Origin of the sequence: Rhizorhabdus sp., from assembly GCF_018006725.1 — a bacterium.
Lineage (GTDB): Bacteria > Pseudomonadota > Alphaproteobacteria > Sphingomonadales > Sphingomonadaceae > Rhizorhabdus.
This window is the reverse complement of the sequence record NZ_JAGMXV010000009.1, coordinates 1-19,832: the sequence shown is the minus strand read 5'-3', so window position 1 is coordinate 19,832 and position 19,832 is coordinate 1. Positions and strand designations below refer to the sequence as shown.

Genomic DNA, 19,832 nt, shown 5'->3' with positions numbered 1-19,832 from the left:
TCACTCCTCCGAAAGCGGGCCGAGCGGCACGCCGTCATAGGCGAAGGGACTGGCCCAGCCGTCGAGCGGAGGCAAGACCGAATCCTTGTCCGACAGGATCGGCCCGGTCTTTGGAAGCGGCCAGTCGATGGCGAGGGTCGGGCAGTTCCAGGCTATGCCGCCATCGGTTTCGGGCGCATAGACGTCCGACACCTTGTAGCTGACCTCACAATTGGGCTCCAGCGTCACGAAGGCGTGGCCGAAGCCGACCGGAATGTAGAGCTGGTCGCCATTGTCGGCGGACAGTTCGACCGCGACATGTTGTCCATAGGACGGCGATCCGGCGCGGAGATCGACCGCATAGTCGATTATCCGCCCACGGACGCAGCGAACCAGCTTAGCCTGCGCATGCGGGGGCGCCTGAAAATGGATACCGCGAAGGGTGCCGATGTGCCGCGAATAGCTGTGATTATCCTGGACGAAGAGGTCGGGAACGCCGAGATCGACGAAGCGATCCCTCCGATATGTCTCGGAAAACCAACCACGATCATCACCGAAGCGGCGGGTCTTGATCAACCTGACGGGCAATATACGGGCTCCTGCCATCGAACCCGCGCCGGTTCGCAGGCATTGCGGCCCCTGTCCAGTGCCGAGGCGAGCACAGCATAATTTCGGACACCATATTGCGGCGCACCAAGGGCTGGATTACCAGTGCCAATTGTGTGGGGACAGGTCAAATATACTTCATGACATTGATATTACAGAATAATTATGCCGTCATTACAGTGCGGCTTCCGGTCATGCCATCGGCAGACTGTGTCTTGGGAGCCTGCGGCTGATGAAGCTCGGCAAGAAGCTCCTGCGGACATTCGGCGGAAAGCCGTCCCATACAGGCCGCGTAATGTCCCCCCCTGACGCAGCGGAAGGGGCGGTCGCATCCGGCGACTTTGCGCGCGATCGCGGAGACTGGGCCGCTGCCGCAACCGCCTACCGCACCGCGCTGGAGCAACAGCCCGATCTTGCGGCAATCTGGGTACAACTCGGCCATGCGGAAAAAGAACGCGGCGCGTTCGAGGCCGCCATCGACGCCTATGGGCGGGCAACGAAGCTGCGGCCGCTCGAGGCCGATGCTTTCATCCATCTCGCGCATCTGCAGAAGCGCCTAGGACTCGTCGACCAGGCCATCGGCTCGTTCCTGCACGCACTGCATGCCGGTGACTGCGCACCGGACACCGGCGACGAACTCCTCTGGCTGATCAATCACCGCCCCAGGCACGAGCAGCGCGAGACGCTGCCCGCGCTGCTGAAGCGCACCGTCGCGCCCTTGTCTCCGCGTGCCGGAGAAAAGCCGTTGCTGACCCAGCTCCGCGCGATTCTGACCGAGGATATGGCCGAACCTGCGTCTCGCGGTCAGTCGCGGCATACGCTGGTGTTCGATATCTCGGATCTGATCGCTTATTATCGCAACGCGCGCCTGCCCACCGGCATCCAGCGCGTGCAGATCGAAACGATCGAAGGCGCGGTGCAGCAGGGCGGCGACCGCGACATAAGACTATGTTGCTTCATCGATGGCCGCGAGGACTGGCTCGAGCTCCCGCTGGAGCATATGCGCGCCATCGCCCGGCTGAGCACCGCCAGCGGCGATCGCGCCGCGCCCGAATGGGTCGAAGCCATGGAACGGCTGCGGCTGTTCCTGTCGCTGACCGAGCCGTTCGATTTCCCGCAAGGCGCGTCGCTGATCAATCTCGGCACGAGCTGGTGGTTGCAGAATTACTTTCTCTATGTGCGGGAAGCCAAGGCGAAGCGCGGTATCCGCTACGTCCCCTTCGTGCACGACATGATCCCGATCATCACTCCCGAACATTGCGTGCGCGGGCTGACCCAGGACTTCATCAGCTGGGTGATCGGCGTGTTCGATCATGCCGATCATTTCCTGGTCAATTCGGACGCGACCCGCGACGACCTGATCGCGGTGGCGGCGCAACTCGGCTACACCATCGATCGCGACGATGTCGCCGTGATCGCCCTCGACACCGACTTCCGCAAGCCGGAGCGCAAGCGCCTGCCCGACAGCGCGGTTGGTCAATGGGCTCTCGAAGCCGATGATTTCGTCCTGTTCGTGTCGACGATCGAATCGCGCAAAGGCCATCTGATCGCTTTCGAGGCATGGGCCGAACTGATCGCCCGCCATGGCGCCTCGGCGGTGCCGAAGCTGGTCTGCGTCGGCAATCAGGGCTGGCTGAACAAGCAGATCTATCAGCGCCTGACCGACGATCCGGTGCTGGCGGAGCGGGTGACGATGCTGTCGCGCCTGTCCGACGAGGAACTGGCCCTGCTCTATCGCAGCTGCCGTTTCACCCTCTATCCGAGCCTGTACGAGGGCTGGGGCCTGCCCGTGACGGAATCGCTTTGCTACGGCAAGGTGCCGCTGATTTCCGACGCAGCTTCGCTACCGCAGGCCGGCGGCGATTTCGCCGTCTATGTGGAGGCAGGTTCCGTCCATTCGCTGGCCAAAGCGGCGGATCGGCTGATGTTCGACAGCGCCTATCGTCAAGCGCTGGAAACCCGCATCGCGGCGGACTTCAAGCCGCGCTCCTGGAGCGATCTTGCCCGGCAGATCGGCGAGGATCTCGACCGCTTTGCGCTGCGCGACGCAGGCAAGCCGCTTGCCGTTCCCCGTACGCCGGCGCGAATCGGCGCATGGCACGCGCTGAACCGGAACGAGGAGGTGCGGATCTGGCGCGGTATGAAGACCGCCGAGATCTATCGGAGCAACCTCGGCTGGCATCCCCCCGAGCACAGGGGTTGTCGCATCAAGGCCGATGGCGGCCTGCTCACGCTGCCGATGCCCGCCCATGGCGCGGCGGTTCGATTACTCGTCCAGTTGGGCGGGGACGAACAGTTTCCCTGCCAGTGGACATTGACGTGCGGCGCGGAGCTTCTGTCGGGAGACATCGGCGTTCGCGAGGACAAGTGGGTCAATTGCAATCTGCCTGCGGCCTCCGCTCCCTATGCGCTGGATGTACGCTTCGACGCGCTCCGCACTGCCGACGGAACGCTGCCGACCTATTTCGTCCGGGGGTTTTTCCTGCTCGAAGCCGAGGATACGACCGCACGGCTGGATTTCATCGAAGCCGTCGCGTTGAACAGGCTCGATGCACTGAGCGCCTTTCGCGAAAGGTGAAGCCCCACTTGCCCCGCGCCCGGCCTTCGCCGATAGCGCTGGCATGACGACGCGCGAGAGGCCCGCTTTGGCATCGGGGCCACAGGTGCTGCCCGACGGGATCGAGATCATTCTCGACATTTCCCGTCTGCTCTCGCGCATGCTGCACGCAATGCCAACCGGGATCGATCGGGTCGAACTGGTCTATGCCCGGCAACTTCTGGAGAAGGCACCCAACAGGCTTCACTTCGCTGCCATCGGCCCGCTCGGCGCTTACGGCCGGCTGCCGCAGGAGGGGGTCTTGCGCTTCCTCGACCAGACCGAGGAACGCTGGGCCAGCGCCCGGACTCCCTCGCGTCGCGAGTTGACCATAGCCGCCGCACGGACGCTCGCCCGGCTGCGGCCACGCGCAGTCCCGCGGCCAGCGGCCGGCGCACGCCGCTATTATCTGCAGGCCTCCCCCCATCATCTGGATCGGCCCGATCGCGTCGAGGCGAAGCTGCGCAGCGAGGGAGCCCGCTTTTTGTGCCTCGTGCACGATCTGATCCCCATCGAATATCCCGAATATGCCCGCCCGAACGGCGCTGCGATCCATCGCCGACGAATCGGGACGCTGGGCGCCTTGGCGGACGGGCTCATCGCAAACAGCCAGGCCACCGCCAACTCCGTCACCGCCTTTCTCGGCGAAAGGACGCCGACCATCCGCGTCGCCCATCTCGGTTGCGACCCGCTGCCCTCGGACGCCGGACTGCCTGCAGGGCTCAGGCCGCCCTATTTCGTGGTGCTCAGCACGATCGAACCGCGAAAGAACCACCTGCTGCTTCTCAATCTCTGGCGACGGATGATCGAAACGCTCGGTCCGGACGCCACGCCGCACCTCGCGATCGTCGGACGGCGCGGCTGGGAGAATGAGAATGTCGTCGACATGCTGGAGCGGTGCGACAGCATCCGGGGCCATGTCCACGAGTTGCCCGGCCTGCCGGACCGCGCCGTGGGTACGCTGCTGCGCAATGCTCGAGCGTTGCTCTGCCCTTCCTTTGCCGAAGGGTTCGGCATGCCGGTGACCGAAGCGCTGCTCAGCGGCACCCCCGTGCTGTGCAGCGACCTGCCGGCGTTGCGCGAAGCCGGTGGGATGGTTCCGGACTTCATCGACCCGCTCGACGGGCCCGGCTGGCTTGCCGCGATAACCGCCTACGCGCGGGACGGCTCCCCTGCCCGATTGCGACAGATGGAACGCATGCAGGACTGGACACCACCCACATGGGACGCGCATATCGCCACCGTGCTTGACCTTGTTCGCGACATCGATGCGCGCGGAGACATGGCGAAATGACCGCCGTCCGCTCCTCCTTCTATGACGATCTGACACATCAGATGAGCGTCGTGGGAGCCCTTGTCCTGCGCGAGTTGCACACCCGTTTCGGCCGCAACAACATCGGCTATCTGTGGATGATCGGCGAGCCCATGCTGCTCGCCGGGGTAATCGGCGCGCTCCATGCCTTCCAGCCGGGTCACCTCGGCTCGGCCATGCCGCCGGTGGCCTTCTCGATCGTCGGCTACTGCATCTTCATCGTTTTCCGGGGCATCTTCAATCGGGCCGAAAGCATCGTCGAAGGCAATCTCCCGCTGATGTACCATCGGATGGTCTCGGTTTTGAACATCTCGCTCGCCCGCGTCGTCGTCGAGGCGGCCGGCTGCGTCACGACCTTCATCATCCTCTACAGTTTCATCACGCTGATCGGCATGGGGGAAGTTCCCGCACGACCGCTCTACGCCATGCTCGGCATCTTCCTGATGATCTGGATATCCTTCGCCCTTGGCCTGAACGTGACGGCGATAACCTTCGAGCGCCCGACCCTGCAGCGGCTGGTGCACCCGATCTCCTATTTCATGATGCCGCTCTCGGGCGCCTTCTTTGCGGTCGAATGGTTGCCGCTGTCCGTCCAGCGCGCGGCCGACTGGTTCCCGCTGGTCAATATCTTCGAGATCGTCCGCTACGGCATGTTCGAGATGGCCTCGGCCCAGCATCTCTTCCCCGGTTATGCGATCGGCTGGTGCGCCTTCTTCACCTATACCGGCCTTCTGGGCATCCGCCGGCTTCGCAACCGCATACACGTCCGCTAATGTCTCAGCCTGCAACTTCTGGATAATCGATGCACGGAATCATCAAGCCGCACTCCGCCGACGCGCTCGTCGAGCGTCCGCACTGGTCGGAGAAGCTCCGTGCCTGGTCGCGGCGGAACAAATGGTTCCTGGCGATCGTGGTCGTCCCGACGCTGCTGGCGGCCCTCTATTATTACATCGTGGCGGCCGACCAATATCAGTCGGAAGCGCATTTCATCGTCCGCACCGCCGATGCCTCGCCAATGCCGACCAGCGGCTTCAGCCAGTTTCTGGGCTTGGGCGGCGGCATGTCGCCGTCGCGTGGCGAAGCGATGAGCGTCAACGACTATCTGGATTCGCAGCAGGTCGTGAACCGGATCGACGGCAAGCTGAACCTCGTCGAGCGCTTCCGCCGCCCGGAGGCCGATATCGCGACGCGCCTGTGGTTCTCCGAGCCAACCCCGGAAATGCTGCTGCGCTATTACCGGCGGCAGGTGAATGTTAAATATAATCAGGAAACCGGCATCACCACCTTGCAGGTGCGCAGCTTCCGTCCATCCGACAGCTTCGCGATCATCAACGAGTTGCTGGCGCTCGGTGAAGGCCGGGTTAACGAGATCAACCGCCGCAGCCAGACCGACCAGTTGGCGAGCGCGCGGCGGCAACTGGCCGAGGCCGAGCAAGGTCTTCTCGCGATCCAGTCGAAGATGACCAGCTTCCGCCAGGCCCGCGGGGATCTCGATCCCGAAGGCTCGGGCAAGGCGCAGATCGGCCTCGTCACCACGCTCGAAGGCCAGCTGACCAACGCCCGCGCCCAGCTCAACGCCATGAAGGGCATCATCGCCCCGTCGAGCCCGCAATATGTGGCGACCCTCGCCCGCGTCCGCGCACTCGAGGCCCAGGTCGCCGGCCAGTCGGGCAAGCTCACCGCTGGTGGCGGGGCAATCGCCGCACGGCTCGGCAATTATCAGGACCTCCAGATCCGGCAGCAATTCGCCGCCAAGCGCTACGAAGTCGCCGCCGCCAATCTCGAAAAGGCGCGCGACGCTGCGATGAAGCAGCAGCTCTACATCGTGCGCGTGGTCGATCCGAACATGCCGGTGAAGTCCGAATTCCCCAAGCGTGGGGAAATCCTGCTGACGATCTTCCTGTCGCTTCTGGTCGCCTATGGCATCGGCTGGCTGCTCGCCGCCGGCGTACGCGAGCATTCCTTGTAATATTCAGGAAAGTTGAGGAAGCCCGTGCGACCGCTCGGGCTAAGCTCCCGCCATGAGCGCGGAGGCGAGATGGGAGATTGGTGGTTTGGAGTTGATCATTCTCCAGACGTCGGATGCGTTCCGATATAGCGGGATGCTGCGAGAGACGTCGCGAACCGCCATCGAATATGCGCGCCGGCACGGCTTTGTCTATGAGAGCTTCATCGGCATCAAGCGCGGCCAGATCGGCGCCCACGCCGCATTCAATCGCATCCTCATGCTCGACGAGTTGGTCGATCGGGGCTTTCGAGGCTGGGCGCTGTACATGGATGCAGATGCCTATGTGAAAGACCTGTCTTTCGATCTCCGTGCCTATCTCGCAGACAAGGCACAATATTCTGCGATCATGGCAACAATTCCCGGCGAAACCATTGCTTGGCACATCAACTCCGGCGTCCTCTTCTTCAATCTCGAGCACCCCATGGGCATCGCGCTCGTGAAGGAATGGAAGCGTCGGTTCATGAGTGTCTCCGACGACGAACTCGGCCGTGTGCAGTCGGTATGGGACGGCGTGAACGACCAGACGATGCTCTATGAATCACTCGATCGGAATATCGAGCTTCGGGAAAACGTACTCTTCGTTGAACCGCAGCTTTTCAATCATCATGAGGGTCGTTTCATTCGCCAACTGCTAAATTCTCTGGATGGAAATATCGACAGTCGCACCGCGAAGATCGCCATCGCTGTTGCGACTGTTCTGAACGAGACCAAAGGCGAAACGGACGTGGTGGATTCGCTCTACCGGATAATACTCAACCGCCCGGCGGATGCTGGCAGCTCCGGCTATGCCGACCTGATAAATGCAAAAGGTATGGCCGATGGCATTCCCGAAGTTGTCAAATATCTTCTCGACAGCGAGGAATATGCGAGCCGCGTCCGCAGCCAGTGACGAGCCCGGCCCTCCGCTGATGCAGCCAGACCATGGTCATGTTACCCGCGATGACGTGATCGCCGGATACCGGGCGGTGCTGGCACGCGCCCCCGAAAATGATGATGTCATCGAGCATCATCGCTGCTTCGAGGAGAATATCGGGCTGCTAACCGCCCTTGTTCGATCCGACGAGTGCAAAGCGCGGGTCGACGCGTTCCGCCATGATGGCCGCGGCTTTCACATCGAGGATCTCGATGAGGTCGCCGCCGACTTCCAGCGCGGTGATGGAGAACGCTGGCGCGGACGCTCGCTGATCCTGCCCGAATGGTTCGAAACGGGTCTCGACCCCCTCGGCTCCGATTACTACCAGCAGATGCTCCGGCTTTGGGAAGCGATCACCGCGCGCAAGGGCTATGATCCACTTCTGAACGAAGACACGCCCGAAATCGCCGATCTGGACGCCATCTACAAACCGGCCTTCTACGCGTCGGGTGACAGTCATTTTGCAGGTGCGCAGATGATGGCGATGGGCCACATCATCATGCGCAGCGATATACGCCCGGGGGATCGGGTGCTCGAATATGGCGCCGGCTTCGGCCAGACCGCGCTCGCGCTGGCCCGGCTTGGCGCGCGTGTCGACACCGTCGATGTCAATCCGCATTTCTGTAAGGCCGTAGCGACGGCAGCGGAACGATATTCCGCAGATCTCAACCCCCATCTGGGCCAGTTCGGTTTCAACCCGTCAGGCGTGAACAGTGCCTATTCGCTGATCTTCTTCTACGAGAGTTTTCATCACTGCATCGAATTCAATAGCCTGATCCCGCAATTGCCTTCGCTGCTGGCAGACCCGGGCAAGGTGATATTGGCCGGTGAGCCGATCTTCGAACAGCTTTGCCCCGACCTGCCATATCTGTGGGGGTTCAGGCTGGATTGGGAAAACGTAGCAGTGATGCGGATTCGGGGATGGCTTGAACTGGGCTTCCAGCGAGATTTCCTGCTCGCCCTTTTCGCGCGCAGCGGTTTCGCCTGTACCCACTACAGCGACCCGAATTCGCATTGGGCACAGATCTACGAATTTCGTCAGACCGCGTAAGCGTGCCCGATCGTTAAGCGCGCACGCTGCTCTGGTGGCCTTCGCGCTTTCTTACCGCAATCGTATGGCTGATCGCGCCACCGCCGGCCGCTCCATCTTCCCGGATTTCAACCGGTACGCAACCGGCGCTGTCGATGATGCGAAAGATGTCCGCCTGGGGTAGCGCGTTCATCTCCATCGATGGTTGATCGCTCGTCAGATAGCTGTCGGCTGCGAAGCTCTGCCCGGCGATATAGGTCGGCATCTGCACGATGGCGGAGCCACCCGGCGCAAGAGCATCGAGCAGCCTGCGATAGATGGCGGCGATGACCGGCGGCGGGTTGTGCTGGAGGACGATCCTGCTGATGATCAGATCGAAGGCTCCGAAACGACCGAGATCGGCGACAGATTCGATCACCTCGAACGTCACATTTCCTGCACCCACGGCGTCGGCGCGTTCACGGGCAAGGGCGAGATGCGGGGGCGAGATGTCGACACCCACGACCTCCTCGACATGCTCGGCCAGCGCAAGCGTGAGCCGGCCGACGCCGCAACCGAAATCCATCGCGCGTCGGAAGGACATCGGCAAAGCGCTGCGCCGCAGGAAATTGAGGTGGATGTCGATGTCGGGCTTTCCGCTGGCATAAAATCGATCGATGTTCGCGGCGAGATTCTCCTGTCGGAAATCGTCGCTGACGAGGACCGACCAGTGCGGTTCGGTTTCCCCGAATTTCTTCCATTCGGCACCGATGCGATCGAACATTTGCTGAAGCTGCGCGTCCGAGCAGCGCAGGTCGACCTCGACCCCGCGAACGTCGAGATAGCGGCCCACCGGGAGCGCGTGGGAATAGCCTGCTCCTACCGTCTGAGCGAACTCCTGGCTGCCCAGAAATATCTCGCGGAGTTGTCGCCAGTCCGTGACGTGCAGAAAGCTCTCGATCACCGCCTCGCTCTCCGGCTCGCGGCCGAGAATCAGCCGATAGGCGTCGACAACCTGCTCACGCGTCACGGCCATGATCACTCCTCTCATAGGGTCCGCAGAAGCTTTGCGGCGCTTTACGACAGCCGCCCAGCGTTGTGCCGTCAAATGAAACGGTTATCTGGTCCAAAACGGACCAATGTCGACCGCAGTCGACTCAAGAGCGCCTGAACACTTCCTCTACGTGACCGCTCCGCAGCCAGTGGCGATGGCGGCTCGCAAGCGCATAGCCCCCGGCCTGTGCGACCAGCGTTGAAACGGGAACAACGCCGGGCAATGGCGCCTCCTGGTTGATGCTTACGATAAGGCCGACACCGGCGGCATAGGCCGACCGCAGGATTGCGAGAGACGATTCCCGAGGCAGTTCGGGCAATGAATCGCAATTCAGAAGCAGGTCGATCTTGGCCTGCGCCAGTTGCGATACCGGCATCGCAGCAACGGCCTCCCCCGCCACATGCCGCTGAAGCAGCGCTGGCGTGGCTTCGTCGAACAGCGTCCAGCGCGGCTGGCCGAGGCGTCGCGCATAATAAGCCGCAAGACCGATCCCGGCGCCGACCTCGCCGACATGAACCGCGCCGTCTGGCGCCCCGGGATCCTCCAGCTGGGTGGCGAGTTGCCCCATGCGCCAGGCGGCATGGATGGCGTCGAGCATCCGCATATGGATCACCCGCCCCCTCCCGACACCGATGCCGAGATAGGCGCCGATCGACGACGGCGGCGAAAGGTCCGCGCCCAACGCCGATTCGATCGCGGCGAAAAGCTCGGCCGGATCGCGCCGGCCATTGTCACCCCAAGGGCCGCCTTCCGGATTTTCCAGGCGCAGGCAACCGACCGCCTCCGCCAGCGAAACGAGCTTGTCATAGGTCCAGCGCGAAAGCTTGGCGGCGAAGGCCGGATCGGCTGCGCGCGCATGCTGGCGGTCGCCGCCGAGCAACCCCTGCGCCGCCGACGACCGGCCCAGCGCCGCCAGATCCTCGGCCAGGCGTTCGTCTTCGGCCGTTGCCAGCATCGCGGCGACTGGACGTAAACGATCCGGGAGCTCGGCTTCGCCTGCCCCGCCCGCAGCTTCCCACATCGTCCGCAGCCGCGCAGCAGCCGAGACATCCGGAACGGGGATGGGCGCTTCGATCAGGGGCGGCGCGAGGCCGTGCGGATGAGCATAGCGCGCCGACCAGCGATCTCCTCCTGCAGTCGATCGCACCGGCATGATCGTCTCATCCGCCGACGCGAGCGACGCCTTGACGGCAATGGCCAGCGCTTCGAGCCCCGCCGATGACGTGGGCTCGGCAGAGGCAACACGAAGAAAGGCGGCGTGCCGCCCACCCAGTTGCGGATCCCGGTCGACCGAAAGCGCATCGCCCTCGCTCAGCCGAACCAACACGGCGGAAGGGTCGGCCGGCCCGCTGTCATGTGCCGCTTCCACGGTCTGAACCAGCCGTCGCGCCCCGGCGTGGCCCAGGTTGAGCAACCACGGTGCCATGCCCCAGGCCCCGAGCGCCAGGTCGCCCTCCGACGGAAGGACGGCCAGCCGCCCGTCTCGCCCACGCACATAGTGCGCAAGATCGAAATCGAGGTCCCCGACGAAATGATGCGGCCCGAACAGCACGGCCCAGCCAGCCCCGCTCAGTGAGCCGGCATCGGCCTGCGCCAGCGCGTAACGATAGCCGTGCCGACGCGCATAAGCCTGAATGTTGGGCGCGGTCGCGAGGCGGGCGGCGGCATCTTCCGCCTTGCCCGCAAACTGGACGAGCGTGATCTCGGGTCCGCGCACTGCCGCTGCCGCAATCCGCCGTGCCTCCGCTGACAGGCGAAGCACCGCGCAGAATTCGTTGCGCCCGTGCGCGGTATCGTAGACCCCGGCAAGCTCCAGACCGATCAGGCCAAGCGCCTCGAGCGCCTCGACGATCTCGGCGAAGCGGTCGGGCGTGAAATACCAGGCATGAACGTCGACGTAGCGGCCCAGGGCAAAGTCATGATCGTGCATCGCCTTTCGCAGCCGCGCCGCACGATCGGTCGGCACCGCGTCGCCATGATCCCCCTGCCAATGGCGATGGCTGTCATTGTGCGTGGTCAGCGCGACATGCTCGACGATGCTGGCGAGGCTGTGCGTCCTGCGCTGCTCGCGATGCGCCTGCAGCACCTGTGCGATCGTGCTTTCTGCCAGGAAATGGTCGAGGCAATAGCGCTTGTCGGGAATGATCAGGCAGAACAGCCCGTCAGGCTCCAGGATCCGCTCGATCTGCTGGAGATGGTGAACGAGGTCGGGCTGATGCTCGATCGCATGGCTGCTGATCACCGCGTCGAAACGTCGCCGGACCTGCTCCAGCCCGCCGACATAGTCGACATGATCAGGGCAACCGGCGGGATCGAGGCCGATGGCCTGCGCCCGCGCACGAAGCTGCCCGGCGTCGAGCACGTCGAGATAGGCGATCGATGCCCCTTTCAGCAGCGGATTGCAGAAGGGGCCGATCTCCAGCACCGACCGCCCATCGGCGATCATCGCCACAAGATTTTCGCGCAGCGCGAGCGGCGAAGCGACGAGACCCCGTGCCCGCCCCTCGCGATGATAATGCGCCTCGGCCTCGGACGGCGTTACATCGAGACCGGGGTTCGTCGCCAGATAGAAGGCCGGATCGAACCGGGGCGGCAGAGCGGAGGCTCCGCCGTCTTCGCTGACGATCGGCTCAGCCATCAACGCGCATCGGTTCGGTCATCGGTACCATGCCTCGCGGTCGTCGACCGGCATAACCTCGAAACTGTCCCAGCGCAGCGCGGGATGCCAGGAGGGATCCTGCGCCAGCCACGCCTTCCAGCGCAGCATGAAGGCGGCATATTGGTCGCCACCCGCCGGCATCTCGCCGCGCGAGGCCTTTTCGGCGTGGACCATCTCGGCGTCCGGCGTGCAGACGATCCGCAGGCCCAGTGCCCGCATCCGCAGGCACATGTCGATGTCGTTATATTCGAGCGTGAACTGCTCGTCGAAGCCGCCGATCCGTTCGAGAACCGCGCGGCGAGTCGCGAACAGCGCGCCCGTCACCGCCGACCATTGGCGCTGCACCGACGCCCAGTCCTGATAGGTGGCGCGATCGGTCGACCGGCCCGCCCAGGGATGGGCAATCGCGCCGAACAGCGGGGCGATCCCTGCATGTTGCAGGCGCCCGTCGGCGTAGAGGAGGCGTCCGCCGACGCCTCCAATTCCTTCGTCGAGAGAGAAGCCGATCAATGCGCGCAGCCAGCCGCCATCGACCGGCAGCAGATCGTCGTTCATCAGCACGATCTGCTCGCTGGTCGCCGCGCGCCACAACTGGTTCATCTTCGCGGCGTAATTGAACGGCTCGTCCGCGCCACGCAGCGTCTCGATCCGGCGCAGGGTGAAGGGCCAGTCGCGCTTCGCCCAGGCCGGCTCGCCCGCGACATCGTCGCCGACGATCACGGTCAGCCGGTCCATCGGCCAGTCGACCTTCGCGACGGCCTTCAACAGGCGCTCGACATAAGTGATGCGGCTTTCGGGTATCCGGCTCCGCCGCGTCGGGATCACGAGCGACACGTCGGGGAAAGCCTTGCCGAAGCGGCGCCGCTGCAGCAGCGTTCCCGGCGACCGACCTTCAACGAAGATCTGGTCGCGATAGGGCGGCAGGCTTTCCAGCATGCGGCGACGTGTCACCGGGTCGGCCTGCGGCCGCTCGCCCGGATGGCAGAGCAGCACTTGCGCGATCCGGGCGATCGGCACGCCCGCTTGGTGCGCGCGAAACAGCAGGTGATCCAGAGCGGCGCTGCCCATCGCCGGGTCGAGACCAATGTCGCGCAGCACCGCCGCCTTCACGATCAGCGGCGCGCCGATATAATCCTGCGCGACCAGCAACGTCGGGTCGAAACAGGGCTTCAGACGGAGCTGGTCGATCGGACGAGCCGCCTCTACGGCGACATCGTCTCCATAGAATATGCCCGCGTCGGGTCGGGCCTGCCGTGCGTCGCGCCAGGCACGCTCGAACATCGGCGCAAGCCGGCTACCGCGCGGGGCCAGCACAACCCAGCCATCGTAATCTTCCGGCACCTCGGGGGTCGTCAGGCTCTCCAGCGCGCCATCGGGGGCCAGCAGCACCATGCGGAGCCCCTCGCCGAACAGGACATGCTCGACCGGCATGCCCGCGCGTTCGTTCACGGCGAAAGTCAGGCCGCGCGGCTCGCCTGCCGTCCGGAGATGATCGAAGCTCTCCCGGATCCGTTGGGAAACCGCTGCCTGCGACAGTCTTTCGGCGACCCGCGCGCGGGCTGCCTCGCTCCTGGCGGCATCTCCGGCCTCGACCGCGTCGGCCGCCAGCGCCAGCGCATGCGACAACGCGGGCTCGTCGACCCGAGCCCAGCTGCCGCCGCTGGTATAGTGACCGAAATCCTGATCGAGCGTCCACGGATGCGCACGCACCGGCCAGCCGCTCTCCGGATCGAGAAAGTCGCGGGTCCCGCCGAAATCGGTCGCGACGACCGGCTTGCCCATCGCCATCGCCTCGGCAACGGTGAGGCCGAACCCTTCCGAACAATGCGGCGAGGCATAGATGTCTGCCGTCGCGAGCAGATCCGCCAGTTCGTCGGCCGTCATCGAGCGGTCCATCAGCACGACGCCCTCGGTCGCCTCGACCAGCGCCTGCAGCGCCGCCCCTTCCTCGGGCCGATCGAGCAGATGCTTGGTCTTCAGCACGAGCGACCAGCCGCGCGCCGCAAGACCGGAAGCTGCGAAGGCGCGCACCAGCGCCGCCGGATTCTTGCGGACGAGATAGCTCGACCCATCGAAGATGTAGAGGATCGTCCGGTGGTCACCGGCCAGGCCCAGCCTTTCGCGGCTGGCCGCGCGATCGATCGTCATAGGCTCGGCGAGCGGAACGACATGCGGAACAACATCGACCGGCACGTCGCCACCGGCCGCAAAAACTTCGGCGCAGTAATGGCTCGGTGCCCAGATGCGGTCCACGGCGCCGAAATTGCGGCGCCAGGCGGCCGGGATATGACCCATTTCCCACACCCAGTAGCCGACCCGGTGCCGTGCCGCGCCTATCGCCGCCAGCTGATCGTCGGTCAGCAGGTGCCAGCTGTCGGGATTGAGATGGACGACGGCCACATCGGCAGGCCCCGCAAAATCGACGATGTCGACCGGCGGAGTCAGCGGCTGGTGGACGTGAAACGGCTTGTGGATCGGGTGCAGGTTCAGCCGCACGCCCGTCTCGCGCAGCGCGCCGATGATGCCCCGGCTCGCCGAGCCCAGGCCATTGTCGTAGTTCCAGGGACCGAAAAAGGCGACCTTGAGCCGATCGTCGGCTGCTGCCTGCTCGGGCAGGCGGCGCGCCAGCAACCGTCCGCCATCGTCGACCGGCCCCTCCTCCGCGGCAGCCGTGACGACAGCTTCCGCCAACGCGGCGTCGAAGCCGTGCGCGGCAAGAAGCGCCTGCCAACCCTCGATATCGACCGTCTTGAACTCGCCGCGCAACAGCAGCAGCTTGACCAGCGGCATCCCCGCCTCGACCAGCGCCCGCCAGCCGAACAGAGTTGGATTGATCGCCGTCGCGCTGGGATAGAGGATGTCGACCTTGTGCCCGCTCTCCTCCGCCAGTTCGGCCAGACGGACCTCATAGGCGCGGATGACATGGTCCTTGCGGGTCAGCAGGCGGACATCGTCCATGAAGCCGTGAAAAGCGCGCGAGGACAAGAGCCGGCTCTTCACTGCCAGGAAATAGCTCTGCACATGCCAGCGCCATTCGTGGCTTTCGGTCAGCCCGACCAGATCGGCGTCGCGCGCGCGGATCTGATCGATCAGCGCCGCGATGCGAGCGGGATCGGTCGCCGGAAGCACGCTGTCGTTGACGAGATAGAGCGTCGAGGCGCCATAGAGACGGGGGTCGAGCTTGAGCGCATGCGCCCAGGCGGCGAAGTCGTAACCGCCGTTGCGACGGACCAGCATGCCGTCGACCAGATCCAGCAGGTCCACCGACGGATCGAATGGCCGATCGACCGAGGCGATCAGCAGAACCGACAGCCCTGCCGCCTTCAGCTCTCTTATATAGGGCAGGACATGCGGCTTGACCTTGCCGCTGCGCGAATGGGTGACGAACAGGGCCACGTCGCCGCGCGCATCCCCGACAAAGGGTTTGACCATAGCCGAAGGCAGCGACCAGGCGACCGCATGATCCTCGGGGTGACGCGAGGGCGGAAAGAGGATGATCGGCCCCGGCTCCAGCGGCGCGCCATCGGGCATCCGCCGCGCCACGACCTCGGCGCCCTCGCCATTCTCGCCCAGTTCGACGTCGAGGACGGTGCGGAACTCGAGCATCCCGTCGTCACGCCGGGCGGGAGTCGCCTGCCCGACCAGTCGGTCGCCCTCGCGAAATTCGACCCATGTCTCGGGAGCGGCCTGCTCAGCTTCGGGATCGAACAGCACGCCCGAAACGCCGCGCAGATACCAGCCCTCGATCCGGCCGCCCCATGCCGGCGCCGGCTCGACCGGTCCTGGTTCGGGCTCCGGTTCAGGCACCTTCTCGGGCTCAACCTCGACCGGCGGCTCAGCCTCCTCGACGACCGGCTCCTCGAAGGGCGGCGGGGCGAGCTCGTCCAGCGCGCGGGCGGCATGTTCGTTTCCGTCGAGCTCGAAACTATGCCGATAGAATTGGAGCGCAGCATCGAGATCGCCGCGACGCCGTTCGAGATGCCCGCGACACAGGGCCAGATCGGCATCGTCGGGATCGAGCGCGAAGGCACGGCGATAAGCAGCGTCGGCCTCGCCATGGTCGCCCGCTTCGGCGAGCATATGGCCAAGCTGGACCCAGATCGCGAAATCGTCGGGGCGGGCCGCCAGAAAGCGACGATACTGCATTGCCGCCGCGCGCCAGTCGCGCGCATCGCGCGCGGCAGTCGCCTTCCGGAAAGCCCGCCGGATCGCCCGGCGTTGCCAATAGCCCGCCATCATCCCCGACGCGCTGTCATGATGACGAAAGGGACGAAAGGAGGAACGCGCATGGCGGGAAACTCTTGATCGAAGGTGCCGCGGGGCGGTTGCGCCGGCCGCGCCGGTCCTGCCTCTTAGGAAGAAGCTGTATTCAAACGCAAGTCGTTAAGGCTGCAGCAAGGCGGCGGCCATGATTGACTCCCGCGCACAGGCGGCTATGGGGGCGGCCCGGCACGAGCGGCGGGCCTGGAAGGAGCCGTCGACGTAATGACGGCGAACTGGATGATCCTCATAAGACAGCGCAGCACCCGTCGATTTCCGCCAGCGGCTGGTCGGACGCGCCTGATGGCCGGGTCGCTTCTCGGCCTTTCCCTGGCGACCTGCTCCTCGCCCATCCTCGCAGAAACGCTGATGGATGCGGTCGAATCCGCTTATGCGACCAACCCGACGCTGGTCGAACAACGCTTTCGCCAGAAGGCGACCAACGAGAGCTACGTCCAGACGCGCGGCCAATATGGCCCGACCGTTTCGGTAACCGCGACCGGGACCTATGAATATCAGAAGCTGGGCCCGAAATTCGGCAGCCGGACGAACGACGGCAATCAGGGGGAACTGAGCGTCAGCGTCCGCCAGCCGGTCTATACCGGCGGACGGGTACGCGGCGCGCTCGCCCAGGCGCGCGCCAATGTCGAACAGAGCCAGGAGATATTGCGCCGCGTCGAGGGCGAGACCGTCCAGCGCGTGATCGAAGTCTATGGCGCCGTGCTGCGCGACGAGCAGAGGCTCGAGGTCGCGAAGGAAAATGTCGCGGCGCTGCGCGAGCAGCTGGCCGAACGGCGGGCGCGGCGCAATGTGCGCGACGCGACCATCACCGACGTCGCCCAGGCGGACGCACGGCTGGCCGCAGGCGAGCTTCAGCTGGCGGCAGCCGAGACGCAACTGGCGGTCAGCCGCGGGCAATATCTGCTCGTCGTCGGTCATGAACCGCGCGAGCTACAGCCGCTGCCGGAGCTGGGCGGCCTGCCCGAAAGCGTCGATCAGGCCTTCGCCGTCGCCGAAGAGGAAAACGCCAACCTCGCTGCTGCCCGCTATAATGAGCAGGCGACGCGCGCTAATGTCGCTGCCCAGCGCGGCAATCAGCGACCGCAGGCGACCATCTCCGCCTCGGCCGGCAAGCTCGGGCCGCTCTCGCCCTATGACAGCCGCCAGCTGCGCACCGACGTTCAGGCACAGATCACGATCACCCAGCCGATCTTCCAGGCGGGCGCGATCCAGTCCCGCATCCGCCAGGCACAGGACCAGAATGGCGCCGCCCAGGCCGCGCTCGACGGCGAACGGCGCCAGGCGCTGCAGGACGTCGTGATCGCGTGGAACCAGCTGCGCTCGGCCCGCATCGCCGTCACCGCCGGGCGCCGGCAGGTGGAGGCAGCGCAGGTGACCTTCGCCGGCATGCGGCTGGAGGAGCAGAACGGCCTGCGCACGACGACCGATGTGCTGAACGCCGAACAGGAACTCGCTTCGGCGCAACTGGGGCTGCTGTCCAACCGCTACAACGAATATGTCGCACGCGCGTCGCTGCTGCTCGCCATGGGCCGGCTCGACGCGCGCACGGTCAACTCGGCCATTCCGGCCAAAGATCCCGACGAAGAGTTCCGCAAGGTGCGCTGGCGCGGCGTTTCCCCGACCGAGCCCGCCGTGATGCTCCTCGACCGGATCGGATCGGCCAGTCCCACTGCGAAACCGAAGCCCGATCTGCGCGGCGCCAATCAGCCCAAGCCGACCGGTCAGCCCGACCTTCCGGCGACGCCCCCTGCGAGCGTCGTCAGCGAACCGCTGACCCCGATCAGCAAGAGCCGGCTGATCTCGGCCGAGGAGATTCCGGCGCTGCTCGGCGATTATGGCAATCCGCCGCCCCGCCCGTCGGACCCCCAATGAAAAAATTTAGCCGTCCGGCGGCCGCGATGATATCAGGCCGGCCAGCAAGCGATGATCGGCGGACGCCGCAACCGGGAATGACTGCGCGATGATTTCCGCCCTGTTTCAGAAGAACATGATCAACGACGCGCTGGCCAAGGGCAAGAAGGCCTTTGCGGCGGCCGCGCTGTTCAGCCTGTTCAGCAACCTGTTATTCCTCGCACTGCCGATCTACACCAACCAGATATACTCGCGCGTCCTCGCCAGCCACAGCGGATCGACTCTGCTGGTGCTCACCTTCGGCGCTCTGGCGGTGTTCCTGGTCTCGAGCATCCTCGACCATTATCGCACGCAGACCCTGTCCAACTTCGGCATCGCCTTCGATCGCGAACTGGCGAGCCCGACCTTTGCCGCGCTGTTCGATCTGGTCGTCCGCCGCGTCGGCGGATCGCATGCCCAGGCGCTGCGCGATCTCGACACGCTGCGCGCCGCGATCAGCGGAGCCGCTGTCAGCGTCCTGTTCGACCTGCCCTGGATGCCGATCTTCCTGGGCGTCCTGTTCGTCATCGATCCCTGGATCGGTGCGGTGACCACGATCGGCGGGCTGCTCCTGCTCCTCCTCGCCATCCTCCAGGATCGGGCGACCCACGCCGCGCTCAAGGAAGCGAGCAGCGCCGCGATCAAGAGCTATTCCTTCACCGACGCGGCGCTCCGCAATTCGGAGATCGTCCGCGCGCTGGGCATGCTGCCGATGCTCGGAAGTGCGTGGTTCACCTATCGCCAGATTTCGCAGCGGATGAACATCGTCGCCAGCGACCAGGGCAGCTTCTATCAGGCCGCGATCCGCTTCGTCCGCATGGGCATCCAAGTCGCGACGATCGCGGTCGGTGCCTATCTGGTCATCATCGGCAACATCGCCTCGGGCCTGCTGTTCGCCAACATGCTGCTCGCCTCGCGCGCTCTGGCGCCGATCGAACGTCTGGTCGCCTCGTGGAAGATGCTGTTCGAGGCGTCGCAATCCTATGCCCGCCTCGACAAGGTCCTGGCCGAATTCGAGCCGCCCGTCCCGTCGACCCAGTTGCCAGCCCCGACCGGACGCATCGCCTTCGAGGGGGTAAGCTTCACCACCAAGGCGTCGCCCGCACCGATCCTGATGGGCGCGAGCTTCATCATCGTGCCGGGCGAGATGGTCGGCGTGATCGGCCCGTCGGGTGCCGGCAAGTCCACCCTGCTGCGACTGATGGTGGGCATCTGGAAGCCGGGTACCGGCACGGTCCGCCTCGACGGCGCCGACGTCTATAGTTGGGAGCGCGGCGATTTCGGCCGGCATGTCGCCTATCAGCCGCAGGACACCGAATTGTTCGCGGGCACCGTGCGCAACAATATCTGCCGCTTCCTGCCGAACGCGCAGGATGCCGACATCGTGGCCGCCGCGCAACTGGCCGGAGCCCACGAGCTGATCCTGCGCCTGCCCAAGGGCTATGACACCGAACTGGGCGAGGCGGGATCGGTCCTGTCGGCCGGCCAGCGGCAACGTGTGGGCCTCGCCCGCACGCTCTATGGC

Annotated in this window: 12 protein-coding genes; 8 read left to right on the top strand and 4 right to left on the bottom strand. The window is 65.0% G+C overall.

Features of this window, described 5'->3' with window-relative positions; all coding sequences use genetic code 11:
- Positions 1-567, bottom strand: coding sequence for a dTDP-4-dehydrorhamnose 3,5-epimerase (gene rfbC, locus KAY22_RS02705; protein WP_296619689.1), 567 nt, complete (start codon positions 565-567; stop codon positions 1-3).
- A gap of 313 nt (positions 568-880) precedes the next feature.
- Between rfbC and KAY22_RS02700 the strand changes: the two genes are divergently transcribed.
- From KAY22_RS02700 to KAY22_RS02675, 6 genes are read left to right on the top strand one after another with little or no spacing between them, the layout of a single operon-like run.
- On the top strand, positions 881-3,163 hold the full coding sequence (locus tag KAY22_RS02700; protein ID WP_296619686.1) for a glycosyltransferase: 2,283 nt from the start codon (positions 881-883) through the stop codon (positions 3,161-3,163).
- Between the two features lie 43 nt (positions 3,164-3,206).
- The gene (locus tag KAY22_RS02695) at positions 3,207-4,475 is read left to right on the top strand and encodes a glycosyltransferase family 1 protein (protein WP_296619683.1); all 1,269 of its coding nucleotides are present in this window, start codon (positions 3,207-3,209) and stop codon (positions 4,473-4,475) included.
- Positions 4,472-5,266, top strand: a complete 795-nt coding sequence (locus KAY22_RS02690) for an ABC transporter permease (protein WP_296619681.1) — start codon at positions 4,472-4,474, stop codon at positions 5,264-5,266. Before KAY22_RS02695 ends, KAY22_RS02690 begins: the two co-directional genes overlap by 4 nt.
- 29 nt (positions 5,267-5,295) lie before the next feature.
- Positions 5,296-6,462 carry a lipopolysaccharide biosynthesis protein gene (locus KAY22_RS02685; protein ID WP_296619678.1) on the top strand — a complete coding sequence of 389 codons (1,167 nt, stop codon included), beginning with the start codon at positions 5,296-5,298 and terminating at the stop codon, positions 6,460-6,462.
- 52 nt (positions 6,463-6,514) lie between these two features.
- Positions 6,515-7,390 carry a hypothetical protein gene (locus tag KAY22_RS02680; RefSeq protein ID WP_296619676.1) on the top strand — a complete coding sequence of 292 codons (876 nt, stop codon included), beginning with the start codon at positions 6,515-6,517 and terminating at the stop codon, positions 7,388-7,390.
- A complete protein-coding gene (locus KAY22_RS02675; RefSeq protein ID WP_296619673.1) occupies positions 7,365-8,465 on the top strand; it encodes a class I SAM-dependent methyltransferase in 1,101 nt (366 codons plus the stop codon). Before KAY22_RS02680 ends, KAY22_RS02675 begins: the two co-directional genes overlap by 26 nt.
- Before the next feature lie 13 nt (positions 8,466-8,478).
- Here the strand turns inward: KAY22_RS02675 and KAY22_RS02670 are convergent, their stop codons facing one another.
- From KAY22_RS02670 to KAY22_RS02660, 3 genes are all read right to left on the bottom strand, one after another.
- The gene (locus KAY22_RS02670) at positions 8,479-9,459 is read right to left on the bottom strand and encodes a class I SAM-dependent methyltransferase (RefSeq protein ID WP_296619671.1); all 981 of its coding nucleotides are present in this window, start codon (positions 9,457-9,459) and stop codon (positions 8,479-8,481) included.
- A 121-nt stretch (positions 9,460-9,580) separates the two neighbouring features.
- Positions 9,581-12,115, bottom strand: a complete 2,535-nt coding sequence (locus KAY22_RS02665; RefSeq protein WP_296619668.1) for a methyltransferase domain-containing protein — start codon at positions 12,113-12,115, stop codon at positions 9,581-9,583.
- Positions 12,116-12,133: 18 nt separating this feature from the next.
- Positions 12,134-16,375 (bottom strand): glycosyltransferase, encoded by a 4,242-nt coding sequence (locus tag KAY22_RS02660; RefSeq protein WP_296619666.1) that lies wholly within the window; start codon positions 16,373-16,375, stop codon positions 12,134-12,136.
- Positions 16,376-16,699: 324 nt separating this feature from the next.
- On the opposite strand from KAY22_RS02660, the gene KAY22_RS02655 reads away from it, so the two are divergent.
- Together KAY22_RS02655 and KAY22_RS02650 are read left to right on the top strand one after the other, a co-directional pair.
- Positions 16,700-18,289, top strand: a complete 1,590-nt coding sequence (locus KAY22_RS02655) for a TolC family outer membrane protein (RefSeq protein WP_296619665.1) — start codon at positions 16,700-16,702, stop codon at positions 18,287-18,289.
- A gap of 88 nt (positions 18,290-18,377) precedes the next feature.
- The coding region (locus KAY22_RS02650; protein WP_296619662.1) for a type I secretion system permease/ATPase at positions 18,378-19,832 on the top strand (1,455 nt) is incomplete at its 3' end.